Here is a 16748-nt window from a genome sequence, read left to right on the forward strand (position 1 = left end):
ACCTCTGTACACGTTGCGAACGGGAGCGTGACTTTCGTTGCGGCCTCGAACAGTTGATCGGAGATCATGTCATCGGGGTTTGGATATCGGACGCGCGAGTTCGCTGAGGAAATTTGTGCGGAACCCTTCGCCGGCGTTCTTCCATGCGTCGAAGGTGATGTGGCGGGCTTTGGGGTCGATGACCTTCAGCTCTTCCTTGAGCAATTCGTTGAAGCTGCTCTTTCCCGCGCCCCACGGGCCGAACAGGGCGATGTTCACCTTGCCGTTCGCTGATTTCGCGAGCTCAGCGACCTTCCGGGCAATGACCCGGTGATGGAGGAGGTCCTGGCTGTCGGCGATCGGGTTCTTCCCGGCACCGCGAAGCGACTCGTCTGGTACCTAGTCGTCCGATGCCAGTTCCCCGCGGTCCGCAGCAGTGTCCGGAGTGCTCATCTGTTCAGCTGACGCGTTCCCGTTGTGGACCCCAAGCGCAGCCACCTCCCCCTTATGACCGTACTGGGCATCCCGATGCTCCCCACACGTCGACACCTGTCTTGTGTCGCCATCCCGAAAGGCAGGGCCACTGTGCTCGCCGATGAGGAACCGGGCGCGGGCTCCCATGCAGCGGTAGAGACTCGGGTCAGGTCGCTATTGAAACGGACCGCGACGCGATGATTGCATCTAGCACGGTGACGTCCTCGATGGTCGCCGGAGTCTTGAATGGCTCACCGTCGATGATCTGCCGCATTGTGCGCCGCAGGATCTTGCCTGACCGGGTCTTGGGAAGGCGATCCAGGACGAGCACATCGCGGAACGCGGCCACGGGGCCTATTCGCGTGCGCACCAGCTCAACGAGCTGTGTGTGAAGTTGCTGCTCGGGTGTTGCCACCCCCACCTTGAGGGTGACGAAAGCCATCGCGCGCTGCCCTTTCAGTGCGTCCCGGATTCCCACCACCGCACATTCTGCGACGTCTTGGTGCAAGGCGATGACTTCCTCCAAAGCCCCAGTCGACAGTCTGTGACCCGCAACATTGATGACGTCGTCCGTCCGGCCCATCACGAAAAGGTAGCCATCCGAGTCCAGATATCCGGAGTCGCCTGTTGCGTAAAAGCCCGGAAACGCGGACAGATAAGCATCCTCGAATCGTCTGCGGTCTCCCCACACCTCGTTCGTGCTGCCGGGTGGAAGAGGCAGCCTGATGACGATGTTTCCCTCCTTGCCAGTGGGGACGGGGCGTCCTTTGCTGTCCAGGATGAGGACGTCGTAGCCGACCATCGGCATGCTGCTGGACCCCGCTTTGGGAGGCACCGCCCCGAACCCGAGCGGGTTGGCCGCGATCGCCCACCCTGTCTCCGTCTGCCACCAATGATCGACGACCGGTACCTGGAGACCCTCGCCGATCCAATGGTAGGTTTCCGGGTCGAGGCGCTCTCCGGCGAGGAAGAGCGCTCGTAGCGATGTGGTGTCGTACTGTTCCAGCAGGTCGAGTTCTGGGTCAACGCGGTGGATGGCGCGAATGGCTGTGGGTGCGGTGAACAGCACTGACACTTTGTTCTCGGCGATCACCCGCCAGAATGCGCCCGCGTCGGGGGTTCCGACCGGTTTGCCCTCGTACATCACGCTGGTCGCGCCGGCCAGCAGCGGCCCGTAAACGATGTAGGAGTGCCCGACCACCCACCCCACGTCGCTTGCCGCCCAAAACACATCGCCCGGCCCGATTCCGTAGATGTTCCGCATCGACCAAGTCAGGGCGACTGCGTAGCCGCCGCTGTCGCGCACGATGCCTTTCGGGTTACCAGTGGTGCCTGATGTGTAGAGGACATAGAGCGGATGCTGCGACGCGACCTGGACCACCCCGACGGGTTGCGCATCTTCTTGCGCGTTGTCCCAGTCAACCCACCGCGCACCGGCGCCCGTGGAAGATGGAAGGGCAGTGGGGAATCCAGCGCGGTCTTTCACGATCACCGTCCGAACGTCGCCACCGCTGAGGTCGAGAGCTTCTTGCAGGATGGGGATGTAGTCGACGACTTTGCCCGGCTCCAGCCCGCCCGAGGCGGTGACGACGGTCGTCGCCCCGGCGTCACGAATGCGTGCAGCCAGCTCGGCTCCCGCAAACCCGCCGAATACGACGGAGTGCACCGCTCCGATTCGAGCGCACGCAAGCATGGCGACGACAGCCTCCGGAATCATCGGCATGTACACGACAACACGGTCGCCGGCGTTGACACCGTGCGCACGCAACGCACCAGCGAATCGGCTGACGCTCTCAAGGAGTTCGCGGTAGGTGATGGTGCGAGATTCGCGTGTCATCGCGGAATCGAAGATGAGAGCAGGGTCCTCGCCTCGGCCTGCGAGCACATGTCGGTCTACAGCGTTGAACGAGACGTTGAGCCTCGCATCTGGAAACCAGGTCCACGTTGATCCGCGATCGTCGATCGCGCGCTGAGGAGGCGCTGACCAGTGGATGTCGGTGGCCGCGCGCAGCCAGAATGCGTCGCGATCGTGGTGACTGCGCTGCCAGTCGGCACGGTAACGCGTGATCGCGTCGGTCATGGTTGCTCCCTCCGAGAGGTCGGCGGTGACCCCTTCAGCAATCAAACCGGCCTCTCGTGCATGCGCACACCAACCAAAGTTGGGGCACTGAGTGCGAAACCCCAGGCGCGAGGACCGGAGTGGTTGACTTTCCGAACTCAGCACTTTTACAGTCAAGCCAGCAGTCGCCCGGGCTGTTGTCGCTGGGTCATCAACGCACATCGCGTGATCTCTTGGTAGGCCACGTGCGGCGCGGGTCTGGCGTGCGGCAGGCGTCACATGGAGGTGACCAGGCACATGACAACACTGTCGAATTCGGCTTCGCTTTCGGGGCGTCTACGCCGACGGCAGAACTCCCGCTGACTCCGTCTGTGGAGCGTCTGCCACCGTCCCGGTCCTCTCGAAATACAGCAAAGGAAACTGAAATGCTTGCAGCCCAACTCGACCTCGGAACCGGAGTTTTCGGTGTGAATGAGGTCCCCATTCCCGATCCCCAGCCAGGGTGGGTTCGAGTGAAGGTCCGCGCGTGCGGGGTGTGCCTCACCGACCTCCACATGCTCAAAGGAGAACTGCGCGGCATCCACCGGCAAGACGGTCTCCTCACTCTTGGGCATGAGATCGCCGGCGAAGTCGACCTGCTCGGTGAGGGTGTGGACACTTGGAGGCAGGGTGATCGTGTTGCGATCGCGTTGTTGCATTACAAGGACGGCGGTGAGTTCACCGTTGGAGTGGACTTCGACGGTGGCTGGGCGGAGTATGTCGTGGTGCCTGCCTCCACGCTCGTTGCGATCCCCGACTCGTTGCCGTTTGACGTTGCCGCGATTGTCCCTGATGCCGTGTCGACGCCCTGGGCCGCGATCACGGAGACAGCAGCAGTCCGCCCCGGCGAATCGGTTGCCGTGTGGGGTGTGGGCGGGGTGGGCACCCACGCGGTCCAGATCCTGCGGTTCGTGGGAGCGGCTCCGATCATTGCCGTGGATCCTCTCCCCGAGGCACGAGATCGTGCGCTGCGGTTGGGTGCAGACTTCGTGATCGACCCGTGCGCCGAGGATGCGGTCGAGAAGATCAAGAGCCTGACGGGCGGCACAGGTGTGAACGTGGCGTTCGACTTCGTGGGGACTTCCTCGATCGAACTGCAGTTGCTCGCGGCGTCGGCGCCGTTCGGGCGGACCATCTGGGTGGGAGCGAACTCCAAGCCGTTCACCCTGGACGTCCCGGGCATCCTGCTGTTCTTCCGTCAGCAAATCAGGGGCCACTACGCGAGCGGACCGGCAGCGGTGCCGGACCTTCTGCGCCTGCTGGGGCTTGGTCGACTGGACTTCAGTACGTCAATCAGCGGACGATTCCCGCTGTCGGAGATCTCGACCGCCATCGAGCACCTCGAGTACAAGGTCGACAATCCGGTGAGACTGGTCGTCGTTCCCTGAGGGTCGCGGTGGCGGCGGATGTCCGCATCCGCCGCCACCGCACGGACGGCATCTGGCCGCGTGCCTTCCATGCGGACAAGTGCAGAGGTACGGTCAGTTCGAAGGTTTCAGTTTTGTACTCAGCGCGGAGTAGTCGCCATGAATCTCACAATGCCAGCACGTCCTGATGATGACCTGCTCCTTGAGCAGTCGCTGCTCGAGTTCGCGCGGATGACTCGGTTCCCGGTGGTATTCGGCGGGTTCGTCCATGGGGGCGCGGTGCTGGTTACCCACCTGGTCGGAAACAGGAACGACGCCCTGCGCGGGCTGGACGTTCATGCGGGCAGCGGCCTCGGCGGTCTCGCGCTTGCAGAACGACGACCTCGATTCACCGTCGACTACGCCCATTCCCGGTCCATCACGCACGACTACGACAGATCGGTGCTCGCAGAGGGAATCAGCACCCTGCTGGCGGTACCCGCTATCGACAACGAACGTGTCCGTGCGGTGCTTTACGGCGGGCTCCGTGAACCCACCGTACTCGGAGGGGTCTCGGTCGAACCGGCAACTCGCGTGGCCCGCAAGCTCGGCCAGGATCTGGCGGTATCCGCTTCGCGCCCCGCCACGCAGTCCGTCCGAGACGGCAAGGTGGGGTTGTCGGACGCGCAGAAAGAGCAGTTGCGAGACCTTTACGCGGAAATCAGACTGATCGCTAGCACCATCGAAGACGAACACGCGAGCAAGCGGCTCCTCGCCGTCGAGGAGCGTCTAGCGGGCATCGCGACTGACGTGGAATCGTCGGAGCAGGACGCGGGCGCGAACGTGCTTCTCACCAACCGCGAGAGAGACGTTCTCAGCTTCGTGGCGCTCGGGTGGACAAACGCTGCGGCCGGTCGCGCGTTGGGGGTAACCGAAGCGACGGTGAAGAGCTACATGAACGACGCCATGCGCAAACTCCATGCGTCGAGCCGATTCGAAGCGGTCGCGGCGGCCCGGAAACGTGGCCTCCTGCCCTAGCGCGGCCGCCGTTCCCGCCCTACTTCTCGCGCATCCGTCCTAAGATCACGTCATGCAAAAGTCAGGGTCGACGGAAGAGACATGCCCGATCGGTCTCTCCCTGGATGTCCTCGGACAGAAATGGACGTTGCTGATCGTACGGGAGAGTATGCGCGGCCGGGAGCGATTCTCGGAGTTTCACGCCGCCCTCGGCTGCCCCAAGAACCTCCTTGCGGCGCGGCTCAGGCTGCTCTGCGACTGCGGAGTGCTCAGGACCGAGGAGCACCACGTTCCCGGTGAGCGGACTCGTCACCGCTACGTGCTGACGGACGCGGGGCGGGAGCTCGCGCCCACGCTCGTCGCCCTGTACGACTGGGGAAAACGCCATCAGGCGACGGCAGAAATGACACTCGTCGATCCGCCTCTGTGCTGGTGCGGTGCCGAGCGGCACGTTATCGTCCGATGCCAGAACGGCCATCTCGATGACAACGAATCGATGAGCCTCTTAGCGTCGCAGTCAGTTAGCAGCATCGGCTAACTGTGTCGTCGGCATCCCACCAATAGCGTCGCTCCGCTCTCCCGACATGGAGAACTGCGCCGTGCGGGGGCCGGTGGGCTATGGTCAGCGGACGCCCTTGATGGGGATCACGGCGAGGGCGCCGATGAGGCCGATGATCGCTACCGCTGCGTAGAGCGCCCCGTAGGTGCCGAAGATGATGATGATCGCTCCGGCGGCGGCCGGTCCGAGGACTTGGGGCAATGTGGCGGCGATGTTCAGCACACCGAGGTCGGTGCCGTACTTCTCCTTGTCGGGGAGGATCTGGCTCATCAACGCCTGGTCCACGGAGATAAACGCACCGAAGCCGATACCGATCAGGGCGCCAGCAGCCAGGAGTCCTGGCACGGTGGGGAAGATCAGCGGGATGACTGCGGAGGCGGCGATGATCAGCCCGGCGACAAGCACAATGGGCTTGCGACGCCCGATGCGGTCCGAAAGTGGCCCGGCAATTACGGTCGAGATCAGGATGAAGGGGACTGTGACTAGCCCTACCAGTGGGGCGAGCTGGATGGCCTGCTGTAGTGGCAGCCCGATGTAGTCCTGCAGGATGTACAGCCCGTAGGTGGAAGGCAGGGCGTTGGCGCCGAAGATAAGGAAGCGCCCGGTGAAGCCCCAGAAGAAGTCGGGATACCGGACGGGGTTGACCCAGAAGGCCTTCAGGAACGCCAGGAGGGAGAACGCTGGTCGTTCTACGCCCCGGTTGTCGGCCTCGGGAACACTCACGATGAACAGCACCACGATCAGGAGCAGCACTCCGGCGAAGCAGGCGTAGCCGAGTGCGATGTTGCCGGTCAGGAGCGAGGCGACGACGCTGCCCAGGACGCTGCCCATCAGGCCTCCCAGGCCGGCGAGGGTGGAGTAGCGGCCACGGAACCGGGTCGGCACACGGTCGGGGAGAATGGCGGACAAGGGCCCTTGCATGGCGTTGTAGCCGAACTGCACGAATACCACCGCAACAGTCAGCCACGCGATCGAGGGGGCGAGACCGGCGGTGATCAGCGCGGTCGCGCCCAGCAGGCCACCGAACAGGATCCACGGGCGCCGGGATCCGAACCGACCGCGCGTGCGGTCAGACAGCACACCGACAATCGGCTGTGCGAGCATGGCCGCGAAAGCCGCCATCGCGGAGATCACCGCGAGTGCCTGCACCTTGCCTTCGGGGTCGATCTGTTGCGCCTGCACCGCGGACATGAACCCGGTGAACCCGTACGCGATGTTCGGGACGAGCGCGATGAAGAAGATCCACCCGAACAGTCGACGGAGGTTGCGCGGCAACTTCTCCTTGGACGACTTCAGGCGTGTCTTTCCCGCCGCGTCGGCCATGTTCGCGGGGATCGTGTTGGTCAGAGCGATGCTCGGCTGCGCCTTGACGGCCTGAGGATCGGTCGGGTGCGGCTCGTGAGGCTGCTGGGTGGGCTCCATTGCCAAGACTCCCTTGTCGATAAAACCAGAAACGGGTCGGTATCTGGAGATACCGTACACGGGTCGGTTTCGCAGGACAAGCGCTTCGAAGGAAAATTCCAACACTACGGTCGGTTTCTTCCGATGTGTCCGTTACCATCGGGTCATGCAACCCGCCACCAAGTATCCGAAAGGCGCCGCGAAGCAGCAGGAGCTCGTCGAGGTCGCGCTTCAGGTGGTCGCCGAGCGCGGGTACAACGGCGCGACAATCACGGAGGTCGCCGACGCCGCGCACCTGAGCAAGGCCGGGCTGCTGCACCATTTCCGCAAAAAGGAAGACCTGTTCGTGGAAGTGCTCCGCCGCCGTGACGAACTCGCCACCGACAAATGGATGCGCGAGCAGGGCAATCCGGACGTGGACGGCGCGGACCTCATCACTGGCTTCATCCGCGACAACGCGAAGGTTCCCGGATTGGTGCAGCTGTTCACTCGGCTGTCGGCGGAGGCCACGAACGAGACCAACCCGGCGCACGAGTTCTTCCGCGATCGCTACGACCGCAACCGTGAGGCATCAGCTGCCCTTCTCTCCAGCATGCAGGCCGCGGACCGGCTGCCCGAATCTCTGAATCCCGAGATTTTCGCCGTGATCCTGGCAGCCGTTCAGGACGGCCTGCAGCTTCGCTGGCTGTACGACCCCGACATTGACATGGCGGCGCACATTGCGCACCTGTTCTCCGTACTCGCTCACGCGGCACGCGAAGCCGCGGTCGTTTGAAGGTGCGTTGACCCGATTCACCACGTGGAGGGAAGGCTCTGTTCGAAGTCTCCCCCCAATGGCTGCTTGCACAGACACTCCGCGGTTGGCAGGTGGTAAACGCGGTTCCGCATGCCGATCTGGTGAGGTGGAGGCGGAGAAGTCCGATGCCCAAGCTGGCAAGGTAAGGATGGCGCGCCCGAACCGATCGAATCGTAGCGGCCGGGGCGGTACGGGCAGCGGGTTGATCGAGTGCGTGGGGTACGTCGACGGATGCGGACACCAGCCCGGTGCTGACCATACTTTGCGTGTGCTGATGCTCCTATGCTGTCAAGGCGTCGGGTTGAGCCAGGTTTCGTAGGCGGTGAGCTTGCCGCTGGCGGGGATCAGGTTGGTGCCGGAGAGCGCTGCAAAGGAGGCTTCTGACTTGAGCCGGCGACCGTTCCAATGACCTTGACCTGGTAGAGAGCGGGGTTTGCGTGGGGCCGCGAGTTGCTTGAGCTCGACGTCGAGCGCCGCCGGTTGGGCGGTGAGGTGCTGTTACCTCCACGCCAGCGAATTCAGCGAGGGAAAGTACCATCCGGCTGACCAGGTCTCCTCCAGTGCCGGACGGGCGCGAGCGAACGCCGGGATCGCTTGTTGTCGGTGTGGGCCCGGGTATCCTGGCGCGGATCTGCTCGGGGGCGGTGACCGAGGCGGCCGCGTTCGGAGGTCAACTCGCGGCCCCCCACGCTCGAGGTGCCCAGGCTCCATCTGGTCGTGCGACAGGAGATCCGCGATTGTCACGCGAGCGGTCCCGAGATCATTCGACGTGTGGGCGCCTGTTCGAGCTGAACCGTCTCGAGTAGGCGGGACCGCCACCTCGAGACCAAGAAGGGCAACCAGGCCGGCCGTGACCGTGCCCTGGCGAAATCGCCCGCGCGCGGCGTTCACGATTTGGAGCCGTCAGTGCGCGAGCGCGTCCGATCGATGGAACGAGTTGTCGACGCGTGAGTCGCCCGCTTTCAATTCACGGCCACACTCAGAGCACACGATCAGCGCGTGAAACACCTCGCCGCAGTCGTGAACGAACTCCGACACGAACTCCGGATCGGCGCGTAGGTGCTTGTCTCCCCACGCGCGGATCGACTGCACGACGCCGTACAGATCTTTGCCCTGCTCGGTGAGGCGATACTCGTAGCGCGGGGGGTGCTCGGAGTACTGCTCCCTCATCAGCAGGCCGATCTCCTCCAGATCGCGCAGACGACCGCTGAGGATGTCGCGTGGGATGCCAGTCTCGTAGACGATGTCGTCGAATCGGGTCGTCTCACTCAAGAGAAGCTCTCGAAGAATGACGACGACCCATTTGCGTCCGAGAATCGCCATTGCATCGTTGATCGAGCACAGACGTGGGTTTGAAACGCGCGGACTCCTCATGGCAACAGGTTAGTCTCTCCCGGCGCCGAAGGGCGCGCGCGATTAGTTGTATGTCAGACCACCGTCCATGATGACGGTCTGACCTGTCATGTAGTCGGAGTCCGGAGAGGCGAAGTAGGACACCAGCGCCGCGACATCCGCTGGTTCCTGAACACGCCCGAGGGGGATCTTCGCGGCTTCGCGCGCAAAGCCTTCGGGGTCGCCGGCCCACAGCGGAGTGTTGACCACTCCCGGCGCGTAGGAATTCGCGGTGATGCCGTGTTCTGCCCATTGCATGGCAGCCGCCTGCGTCAAGCCGCGTACGGCGAACTTCGCCGCGGAGTACGCGGGAAGAAAACCGGCCGCGCGGTGGGAAGCGTTGGACCCGGCCGCGACCAGCTTGCCTCCTCTCCCTTGAGCGATGAACTGGCGGGCCGCCGCCTGCCAGGTAAGGAACACGCCGCGCACATTGATCGCGAACATCCGATCCCATTCCTGCACGGTGGTGTCGAGAAGGAGTTGGGCCTGCGCGATGCCGGCGTTGGCCACGGCGACATCAAGCCTGCCGAGCTCGGTGACCGTGGTGGCCACCATCGCCGCGACCTCGTCGGTGTCGCTCACGTCGGCGACGACTGCGATTGCTCGACGTCCCGTGGCGCGGATCTCGTCACGGACCGCCTCGGCTTTGTCGGCCGAGCGGGCGATGTCATTGACCGCGACATCGAAGCCGTCCGTCGCGAGGCGCAGGGCGATGCCGCGGCCGATTCCCTGGCCGGCCCCCGTCACGAGGGCGACGCGGGTAAGGGAGGATGTGGTGCTCATGGGTGATGCCTTTCATTGCTCGACACGGTGGCGCGCGCCGGACACAGGCTGTGCCCGGCGCGCTGAGGGGTCACTCGAAAGCGTCCAGGTTGTCCTTCGTGATCGTCTGGATGCCGGTGTTGGTGAACTCGGGAAGAGGCGAGATGCCGAAGTCCCCGCCGTTGGGGAAGGGATTCACCAGGTCGTGTTTGAGCGCATAGAGGTTGATGAGCGACCAGTACCCCATGCTCCACGGCGCCTGCGAGATGGCGAAGTCGGTCACACCCGAGCGGATCGAGTCGATTGTCGGCTCGACCCCGTCGAACGTGTTGACCTTGATGGACAGGTCGGCTTCCTTGACCGCCTGCAGCGCTCCGACGAGGAACGAGGTCGTGCCGGCAACGATGACGTCGATGTCAGGGTTCGCTTGCAGCATGCTCTGCGTCGCGGCAGCGGACGAGTTCGCGTCGGGCCCCCCATTGGCCGTCGCGACGACTTTGAGGTTGGGGTAGTCGCTGGCGATCTTGTCCTGCATGCCGCGGAACCGCGTCTCGAAGTTCGTGGACCCGACGAGGGTGACAATACCGATGTTCGCGCCATCGGGGTAGAACTGCGCGAGAGCGTCGGCCGCCGCGACGCCACCGGCATAGGAATCGGTGCCGATGTAGGTGGAGCGGTTGCTGTCGGGCGCATCGGAGTCGAACGTGACGACCGGCACCCCTGCTTCGATCGCCGTGTTGATCGGACCGGTGAAGGCCTGAGCGTCGAACGGCGACACGGCTATGCCAGCGGGGTTCTTCGCCGCCATCTGCTCGAAGGCGGTGACCTGCACGCCGACGTCGAGTTGCTGTCCTCCGCCGTGCTCGACCGATACGCCGAGCTGATCGGCCGCGGCTTGGAACCCGGCGTAGACATCTACAAAGAACGTGTAACTGGGGGCGAAATCGATCAGTTGATACACCTCCGACTTGTCACCGACCCAAGGATTCTCCGAGTCTCCGGAGGCCGTGTTCGAGGTGTCTCCACCCGTGCAGGCTGAGATCAGGCCGACGATGGCCAGGGCTGCGGTGGCTGCCATGGCCGAGCGCAGGAACTTTTTGCGAGGCACTGTGTACTCCTTTGTAGATGTGGCCGGTGAGTCAGCGCGAGGCCTGGGCAGGCCCGACTGCTTCCGGTTTGCGGGACGCCAGACGGGTGGTGCGGCGACGACGGGAGAGCTGATCGATGGAGACCGCGAGGAGGAGGATGGCGCCGAAGACGACGTTCTGCCAGTTCACGGACACCCCGAGGAGCACGAGCGAATTGTTGATGAGGCTCAGCAGCACGACGCCCAGGACGGACCCGAGGATGGACCCGGATCCGCCGCCGATGGCTGCTCCGCCGATCACGGCCGCGGCGATCACCTGCAGTTCGATGCCGACGCCCATCTGAGGCGTGGCCACGCCGAAGCGGGCGAGCGACAGCACGCCGGCGAGGGCGGCCAGTACGGAGGCCGTGATATACACGGCGATTTGCACCCGCGTGACGGAGATTCCCGACAGCCGGGCGGCCTTCTGGTTGCTGCCGACGTAGATCACGCGCCGCAGCGCCGCCGAACGACGCATCAGGATGTCGGCAATGACCGCCACGACGACGAAGAGCACGACGATGATCGGAAGGACTCCGAAGATGCGTCCGACACCGAGGTTGAGGAACCCCGCCGGGGACGAGATGACGGAAATCTGCGCGCCGTTGGTGAGGACGTAGATTGTTCCGCCGCCGACCGTGAGGGTACCGAGCGTGGCGATCAGCGGATCGATCTTGAGCTGGCTGATGAGGAGGCCGTTGACGAGACCGACAAACCCGCCCGCGAGCAGTCCGCCGAGGGCGGCGAGCCAGATGTTGACCCCGGCGGTGTAGGCCATCGCCGTGACGACCGCACTGAGCCCAAGCACCGTACCGACCGACAGGTCGATGCCCCCCGACGCAAGCACGATCGTCATGCCCACCACGACGATCCCCTGCGCGGAGAGCCCGATGAGCAGCGTGGTGAGGTTGGTGGCGGTCAGGAAGGCCGGCGAGGTGATCGACATCGCGACGATGATCACGATGATGATCGCCAGGACCGGAATCTCGTTCCGGCCAAAGAGGCGGCGGATGATGCGACGCGGGCTCTGCGGCTCGACGACGGTGCCCGCTGGAGCCGCCTGCGGGGGAACGGTGGAAATGGCCATGTCACTCCTTGGAATCGGTCGTGCGGGGGGTGGCGCCAGCGGCACCGGCGGCCAGCGAGATCACGTCGGCCTCGTCGATTTCTCCGTCGAGGGTTCCGGCAAGCCGACCTTCACGCATCACGAGGATGCGATCGCTCAGGCCGATGACCTCTTCGAGGTCGCTGGAGATGATGACCAGAGCCATCCCGCCCGCGGCGAGGCTCCGCAGATGCTTGTGAATCTCGAACTTCGCGCCGACATCGATTCCGCGGGTGGGCTCGTCGAGGATCAGCACCTTGGGGCCGGCGACGAGCCATTTCGCAATCATCGTCTTCTGCTGGTTGCCGCCGCTGAGCGCCGAGATCGGCTCGTCGGGATCGGCCATCTTTGTGCCCAACTGCTGGGTGGCCTTCAGCGCGCGCTTTCGGGCGCCGCCCCCGCCGATGAGCCCGAGGCGGGAGACCTGATCGAGGATCGTCACGATCACGTTGTTCTGGATCGACAGGTTGAGGAAGAGGCCGTCTTCTTTCCTGTCCTCCGACATGTACGACAGCCCGGAGCGGATGGATGCCCGGAAGGAGCCGGCGACCGTACGCCCCGCGAGTGTTACGGTGCCGCTGCGCTTGTCAATGCCCGCCACGCCGCGCATGAGCTCGGTGCGCCCTGAGCCGATGAGTCCGCTCACGCCAAGGATCTCGCCCGAGCGAACGGTGAAGGACACGTCGTCGAACCTCGCGCCGGAGAGGTTCTCGACGGTCAGCACCTCGTCGCCGGCGGTGAGCGCCTTCGGTGGATAGAGGTGGTCGACGGAACGCCCGACCATCCGCTCCACCAGGGCGTCGGGAGAGGTCTCCGCTACGGAGATGGTGGTGACCCATGATCCGTCACGCATGACCGTGACCCGGTCGGCGAGATCGAACACCTCGCTCAGTCGGTGGCTGATGTAGATCGAGGCGATGCCGCGGCGACTGAGATCGCGGATCAGAGCGTGCAGGACCACGGTCTCGGGCTCTGTCAGACTCGACGTCGGCTCGTCGAAGATAACAACCCGGCAGTCGTGCGCCAACGCGTGGGCGATCTCGACGACCTGCTGGTCGGCCAGTGGCAGGTCGCCGGTGCGGGCCCGCGGGCTGATCTGGGCGCGAAAAGGGGCGAGGAGCTCGCGCGTGCGCCGATTGATCTCCGCGAAGCGCACGAATCCTCCCCGGGTGGGGATGTCGTCGAGGAAGACGTTCTCGGCGACCGAGACGTCAGGACACAGCGCCAGTTCCTGGTGGACGATCGCTATCCCTGAGAAAGTCGCGTCACGGGGACCGGGGAATGACACCTCTCGACCGTCGATGAGGATCGTGCCGCCATCGGGTGCCACCGCCCCCGAGATGATGTCCATCATGGTGGACTTGCCGGCGCCGTTCTCGCCGACGATCGCGTGGATTTCGCCGGGGTAGACGGTGAGGTTTCCGTTGCGGAGTGCGCGGGTGGCGCCGTAGGACTTCTGGATGCCTGTGAGGTGCAGTGCGGGCGTGAGCGTGTCGCTGGTCATGCCTGTCTCTCGTCGACGTTGACGTTCAGGGACCATTCGACGGGTTGATTCCGGCGAGTGGGTTGGACTTGCGGACTCACTATAGGGCAGAAGTCGATCGGCGCCAAGGGCCAATTTTGAGCGGACTCGGCAGCACCTCGCCCTCGCCGATGACCGTGCGCTTGACGGGCGCCCCTTCAGCCGCTTATGGTCAACGAACGACTGGGTATGAATAGCAAATCCACTCGGTCATCCACTCGAGGAGGAGTTTGAACGTGGCAACCTACATCTCAGAAACAGTCGACGTCGAGTACGTCGACGGCGAACAGGCCCGATACGGATACCGGCAGTTCGGGCCGCGCACGGGGGTGCCCCTCGTCCTCCTCCACCGCTATCGCGGCACGCTCGATGACTGGGATCCGAAGCTGCTCGACCTGCTGTCGGCCGACCGCCACGTGATCGCCGTCGACAACGTCGGTGTCGGCTACTCGACAGGAGACGCGCCCGACAACGCCGCAGCGATGGCCGACGGCGTGGCGGACTTCCTGCGCGCGGCGGGATTTGCCACCGTCGACCTGCTGGGCTGGTCGATGGGCGGATTCGTCACGCAGATGGTCGCGCTGAACCACCCCGAGCTCGTACGGCGCATCGTCGTCGCCGGCTCCGGACCGGGCGAGCCCAGCATCCGCCCGCCCGAGGACCCGAGGTCGCTCGAGATCCGGCCGAAGGTCGCGCCGCTGCTGGAGGAGACGTTGCTTCTATTCTATCCCGACGACGAAGACGGTCGCCGCGTCGGTCGGGAAGCGACCGAGCGGTTTTACCACCACGAATCCGGTGAGGTGAGGTTCACCAAGGAATCGTCGTGGCGCAACCAGGCGATCGCGATCGACGCATGGAACGCCGGTGAGAACTCCGCTTGGAACAGACTGGAGGAGTTGACCAAGCCGACCTTTGTGGCCAACGGCTCGCACGACATCATGGAGGACTCAGTGCAGTCGTTCGAGATGGTGCGCAAGCTCCCGAACGCCGTCATGACGCTGTTCAGCCGCTCGGGTCACGCGTTCCTCTTCCAGTACCCCGACCTGTTCGCGAAGCTCACCCAGGAATTCCTCGACGACGACACGTTTGCCGACTGACGCCTCGCGGTGCAGGAGCGCCTCGCACGTGCACCCCCGGGCTAAGTGCGCGGCGCTTTCGGAGTCACGGCACCAGGCTCGCCGTCGCTCGCCCGGCGGCAATATCTCGGCGATGAGCACCCTGGCGCGCCGGGCGGGGATCATCGCATCGCGGAACGAGTCCTCGCCGTCTCGCGTCAGGGCATGCAGTTGGTGGATCGTGGGGAAGAGGCCAGCGACCGCCCTGACGCCGGTTCGGCGATTCCGCCGACCGCGAAGACGGGCAGTCGCCTGAGGTGCGCGCGTCGCGCCACCTCTGCGGGGGCCATGCCCGAGAGGGTCTGCGCGTCCGGCGACCCTTCGCCGGTGACGACCGGATCGGCCTCCCTCGGCAGTCCGTCGATTCCGAGCAAGTCCAGTACAGGCTCGGCACCCGTGCGTGTCTGCGTGCGCAGGCGCGCGCCTCGATCACTTCGACATCTCGCGGAGCGGTGGCTTCGGTGGCGCGGATTCGGGCGACCTCGAGCAGGTCGGACTGTGTGTCGTCGAATAGAGAGCCGTCACGCCCGATCAGTTCAATGCCGAGGGCGGCGGTCATGCCGATGCCGCCGTCGCTGGTGGCCGTGCCGCCGAGGGCTACGGTCACGTCGGTCGAGGGCGACTCCGCGTGCCGAAGGATCGACCAGTCGCAGGCTGACCGCCTCCGACGCCTCGACCAGTGCGCTGCGCCGACGTAGACCGTACGCGGCGAGAGTCTCTCCGTGCCGAGCGGGCCGCGCACCTGCGCGAGTCGACGCTCGCCGCGGGCGTGCATGAACTCATCGACAGTGCCCTCGCCGCCGTCGGCGACAGTGGCGATAGGAAGCCGGTTTGCAGGCAGTACCCGGTGTATGCCGGTAATCGCATCGGCTGCTTCCGGCGCTGTCATGCTTCCGCTGAACTTGTTCGGAGCGATGAGAATGACGGTCTCGACGGAGATCGACCGCTGGCCACGCCCGACGGTCACGGTGTGTGCACGACGTTGAAAGGGGGGCGATTCTCGGCGAGCCGTGCGATCTGGTCTCGCACGAGCGCGATCATGCGCGGGAGCATCGCGGAGGAGGCGCCTCCGACGTGCGGGGTGACCAGCACGTTTGCGAGCCGAAGGAGTTCGTGATCCGGCGGCAGCGGCTCGGGGTCGGTGACATCCAGCGCAGCCCGCAGCCTGCCCGTGCGAACCTGGCCCAGCAGGGCTGTAGTGTCCACCACCGGTCCTCGGGCGACGTTGACCACGAGGCCGCCGTCAGGCATCCGCTCCAGGACCGTCGCATCGATGAGCCCCCTTGTGAGTTCGCTCAGGGGAACCGCGATGATGAGCACATCGGCCTCGGCAGCCAGCTCGGTGAGTTCGGATACCGCGTGCACGACCGCCCCCTCGACGGTTCTTCGCGTTCGCCCGACGGTGGTCAGGTGCACGCCGAACGGCCCCAGCCGGGACGCGATGGCTCGCCCGACACCTCCCGTGCCGACCAGGAGAACCCGCTTGTCGATGAGACTGTCAGTGACCTCGTGACGCCAGCCGACCCGTCGGGCATCGTCACGGAACTCCGGGATGCGTCGCAGCGACGCCAGGACGAGGGCGAGGGTGTGCTCTGCGGTGGAGGCTTCGTGCACACCCGCCGCGTTGGCGACCGGGAAGCCTGCCGCCGCACCGGCCAGCACGTCGTCGACGCCGATCGTCTGAGTCTGCACGAGTCGCGGCGTCGCCGTGGCGAGGAGGCTGAGGCGCATGCGCGGATTCATGTACGGAAGCACGACGAGGTCGATGTGACCCTCGGCCGGCCGGTCGATATCCCACACCGTCACGGTGGCGTGCTCGAAGGTGCTCACTGCCTCGACGAGCGGCCCATCTGGGACGCTCACCGTCACCGGACCCGCGTGAGCTGGTTCCGTCATCACATCGACCTCCATCGAACGGCACTCGGACGGTGATGCGAACGACATCATCCGGATGCGGGAAACTAGTGGATAGGAATATCCAATCCACCTGGTAGCCTCTTGTCAATCACGCACCAACAGCGACAGGGCAGCCATCCTGCCGGTGCCCAGTCAAAGG

15 protein-coding genes and 1 pseudogene are annotated in these 16748 nt (G+C 64.9%); 5 read left to right on the forward strand and 11 right to left on the reverse strand.

Annotated features, from left to right (window positions below; all coding sequences use genetic code 11):
• Nucleotides 1-69: 69 nt before the first annotated feature.
• Both F6B43_RS18955 and F6B43_RS18960 read right to left on the reverse strand, forming a co-directional pair.
• Entirely contained in the window at nucleotides 70-339 is a 270-nt protein-coding gene (locus tag F6B43_RS18955) for a P-loop NTPase fold protein (protein WP_150450591.1), read from the reverse strand.
• A 280-nt stretch (nucleotides 340-619) separates the two neighbouring features.
• A complete protein-coding gene (locus F6B43_RS18960) occupies nucleotides 620-2533 on the reverse strand; it encodes an acetate--CoA ligase (RefSeq protein ID WP_150450592.1) in 1914 nt (637 codons plus the stop codon).
• A gap of 119 nt (nucleotides 2534-2652) precedes the next feature.
• Between F6B43_RS18960 and F6B43_RS18965 the strand changes: the two genes are divergently transcribed.
• The 3 genes from F6B43_RS18965 to F6B43_RS18975 all read left to right on the forward strand — a co-directional run bounded on the left by F6B43_RS18965 (nucleotide 2653) and on the right by F6B43_RS18975 (nucleotide 5452).
• Nucleotides 2653-3939: a zinc-binding dehydrogenase gene (locus F6B43_RS18965; protein ID WP_211368212.1), complete on the forward strand. Its 1287-nt coding sequence runs from the start codon at nucleotides 2653-2655 to the stop codon at nucleotides 3937-3939.
• Between the two features lie 138 nt (nucleotides 3940-4077).
• The gene (locus F6B43_RS18970) at nucleotides 4078-4935 is read left to right on the forward strand and encodes a LuxR C-terminal-related transcriptional regulator (protein WP_170285750.1); all 858 of its coding nucleotides are present in this window, start codon (nucleotides 4078-4080) and stop codon (nucleotides 4933-4935) included.
• Between the two features lie 52 nt (nucleotides 4936-4987).
• Nucleotides 4988-5452, forward strand: coding sequence for a winged helix-turn-helix transcriptional regulator (locus F6B43_RS18975; RefSeq protein ID WP_150450596.1), 465 nt, complete (start codon nucleotides 4988-4990; stop codon nucleotides 5450-5452).
• Between the two features lie 84 nt (nucleotides 5453-5536).
• On the opposite strand, the gene F6B43_RS18980 is transcribed toward F6B43_RS18975, so the two are convergent.
• Nucleotides 5537-6895, reverse strand: coding sequence for an MFS transporter (locus F6B43_RS18980; protein ID WP_150450598.1), 1359 nt, complete (start codon nucleotides 6893-6895; stop codon nucleotides 5537-5539).
• On the opposite strand from F6B43_RS18980, the gene F6B43_RS18985 reads away from it, so the two are divergent.
• On the forward strand, nucleotides 6885-7649 hold the full coding sequence (locus F6B43_RS18985) for a TetR/AcrR family transcriptional regulator (RefSeq protein ID WP_150450600.1): 765 nt from the start codon (nucleotides 6885-6887) through the stop codon (nucleotides 7647-7649). The genes F6B43_RS18980 and F6B43_RS18985 overlap by 11 nt on opposite strands.
• Nucleotides 7650-8573: 924 nt before the next feature.
• Here the strand turns inward: F6B43_RS18985 and F6B43_RS18990 are convergent.
• The 5 genes from F6B43_RS18990 to F6B43_RS19010 all read right to left on the reverse strand — a co-directional run bounded on the left by F6B43_RS18990 (nucleotide 8574) and on the right by F6B43_RS19010 (nucleotide 13559).
• The gene (locus tag F6B43_RS18990) at nucleotides 8574-8993 is read right to left on the reverse strand and encodes a winged helix-turn-helix transcriptional regulator (protein WP_170285751.1); all 420 of its coding nucleotides are present in this window, start codon (nucleotides 8991-8993) and stop codon (nucleotides 8574-8576) included.
• Between the two features lie 93 nt (nucleotides 8994-9086).
• Entirely contained in the window at nucleotides 9087-9845 is a 759-nt protein-coding gene (locus F6B43_RS18995) for an SDR family oxidoreductase (protein ID WP_150450604.1), read from the reverse strand.
• Nucleotides 9846-9915: 70 nt separating this feature from the next.
• A complete protein-coding gene (locus F6B43_RS19000) occupies nucleotides 9916-10932 on the reverse strand; it encodes a substrate-binding domain-containing protein (RefSeq protein WP_150450605.1) in 1017 nt (338 codons plus the stop codon).
• 31 nt (nucleotides 10933-10963) lie between these two features.
• Nucleotides 10964-12037: an ABC transporter permease gene (locus tag F6B43_RS19005; RefSeq protein ID WP_150450607.1), complete on the reverse strand. Its 1074-nt coding sequence runs from the start codon at nucleotides 12035-12037 to the stop codon at nucleotides 10964-10966.
• Nucleotide 12038: 1 nt separating this feature from the next.
• Nucleotides 12039-13559: a sugar ABC transporter ATP-binding protein gene (locus tag F6B43_RS19010; RefSeq protein WP_170285752.1), complete on the reverse strand. Its 1521-nt coding sequence runs from the start codon at nucleotides 13557-13559 to the stop codon at nucleotides 12039-12041.
• Between the two features lie 254 nt (nucleotides 13560-13813).
• Between F6B43_RS19010 and F6B43_RS19015 the strand changes: the two genes are divergently transcribed.
• On the forward strand, nucleotides 13814-14674 hold the full coding sequence (locus F6B43_RS19015) for an alpha/beta fold hydrolase (protein WP_170285753.1): 861 nt from the start codon (nucleotides 13814-13816) through the stop codon (nucleotides 14672-14674).
• Between the two features lie 176 nt (nucleotides 14675-14850).
• On the opposite strand, the gene F6B43_RS19965 is transcribed toward F6B43_RS19015, so the two are convergent.
• The 3 genes and pseudogenes from F6B43_RS19965 to F6B43_RS19025 all read right to left on the reverse strand — a co-directional run bounded on the left by F6B43_RS19965 (nucleotide 14851) and on the right by F6B43_RS19025 (nucleotide 16588).
• Nucleotides 14851-15204 (reverse strand): glycerate kinase, encoded by a 354-nt coding sequence (locus tag F6B43_RS19965; protein ID WP_343030109.1) that lies wholly within the window; start codon nucleotides 15202-15204, stop codon nucleotides 14851-14853.
• Nucleotides 15153-15659, reverse strand: a pseudogene (locus tag F6B43_RS20150) (glycerate kinase); the annotation flags it as partial. The pseudogene F6B43_RS20150 and the gene F6B43_RS19965, both read right to left, overlap by 52 nt.
• Nucleotides 15656-16588 (reverse strand): 2-hydroxyacid dehydrogenase, encoded by a 933-nt coding sequence (locus F6B43_RS19025; protein ID WP_150450614.1) that lies wholly within the window; start codon nucleotides 16586-16588, stop codon nucleotides 15656-15658. The gene F6B43_RS19025 and the pseudogene F6B43_RS20150, both read right to left, overlap by 4 nt.
• Nucleotides 16589-16748: the final 160 nt, after the last annotated feature.

Source organism: Microbacterium rhizomatis (assembly GCF_008710745.1).
Lineage (GTDB): Bacteria > Actinomycetota > Actinomycetes > Actinomycetales > Microbacteriaceae > Microbacterium > Microbacterium rhizomatis.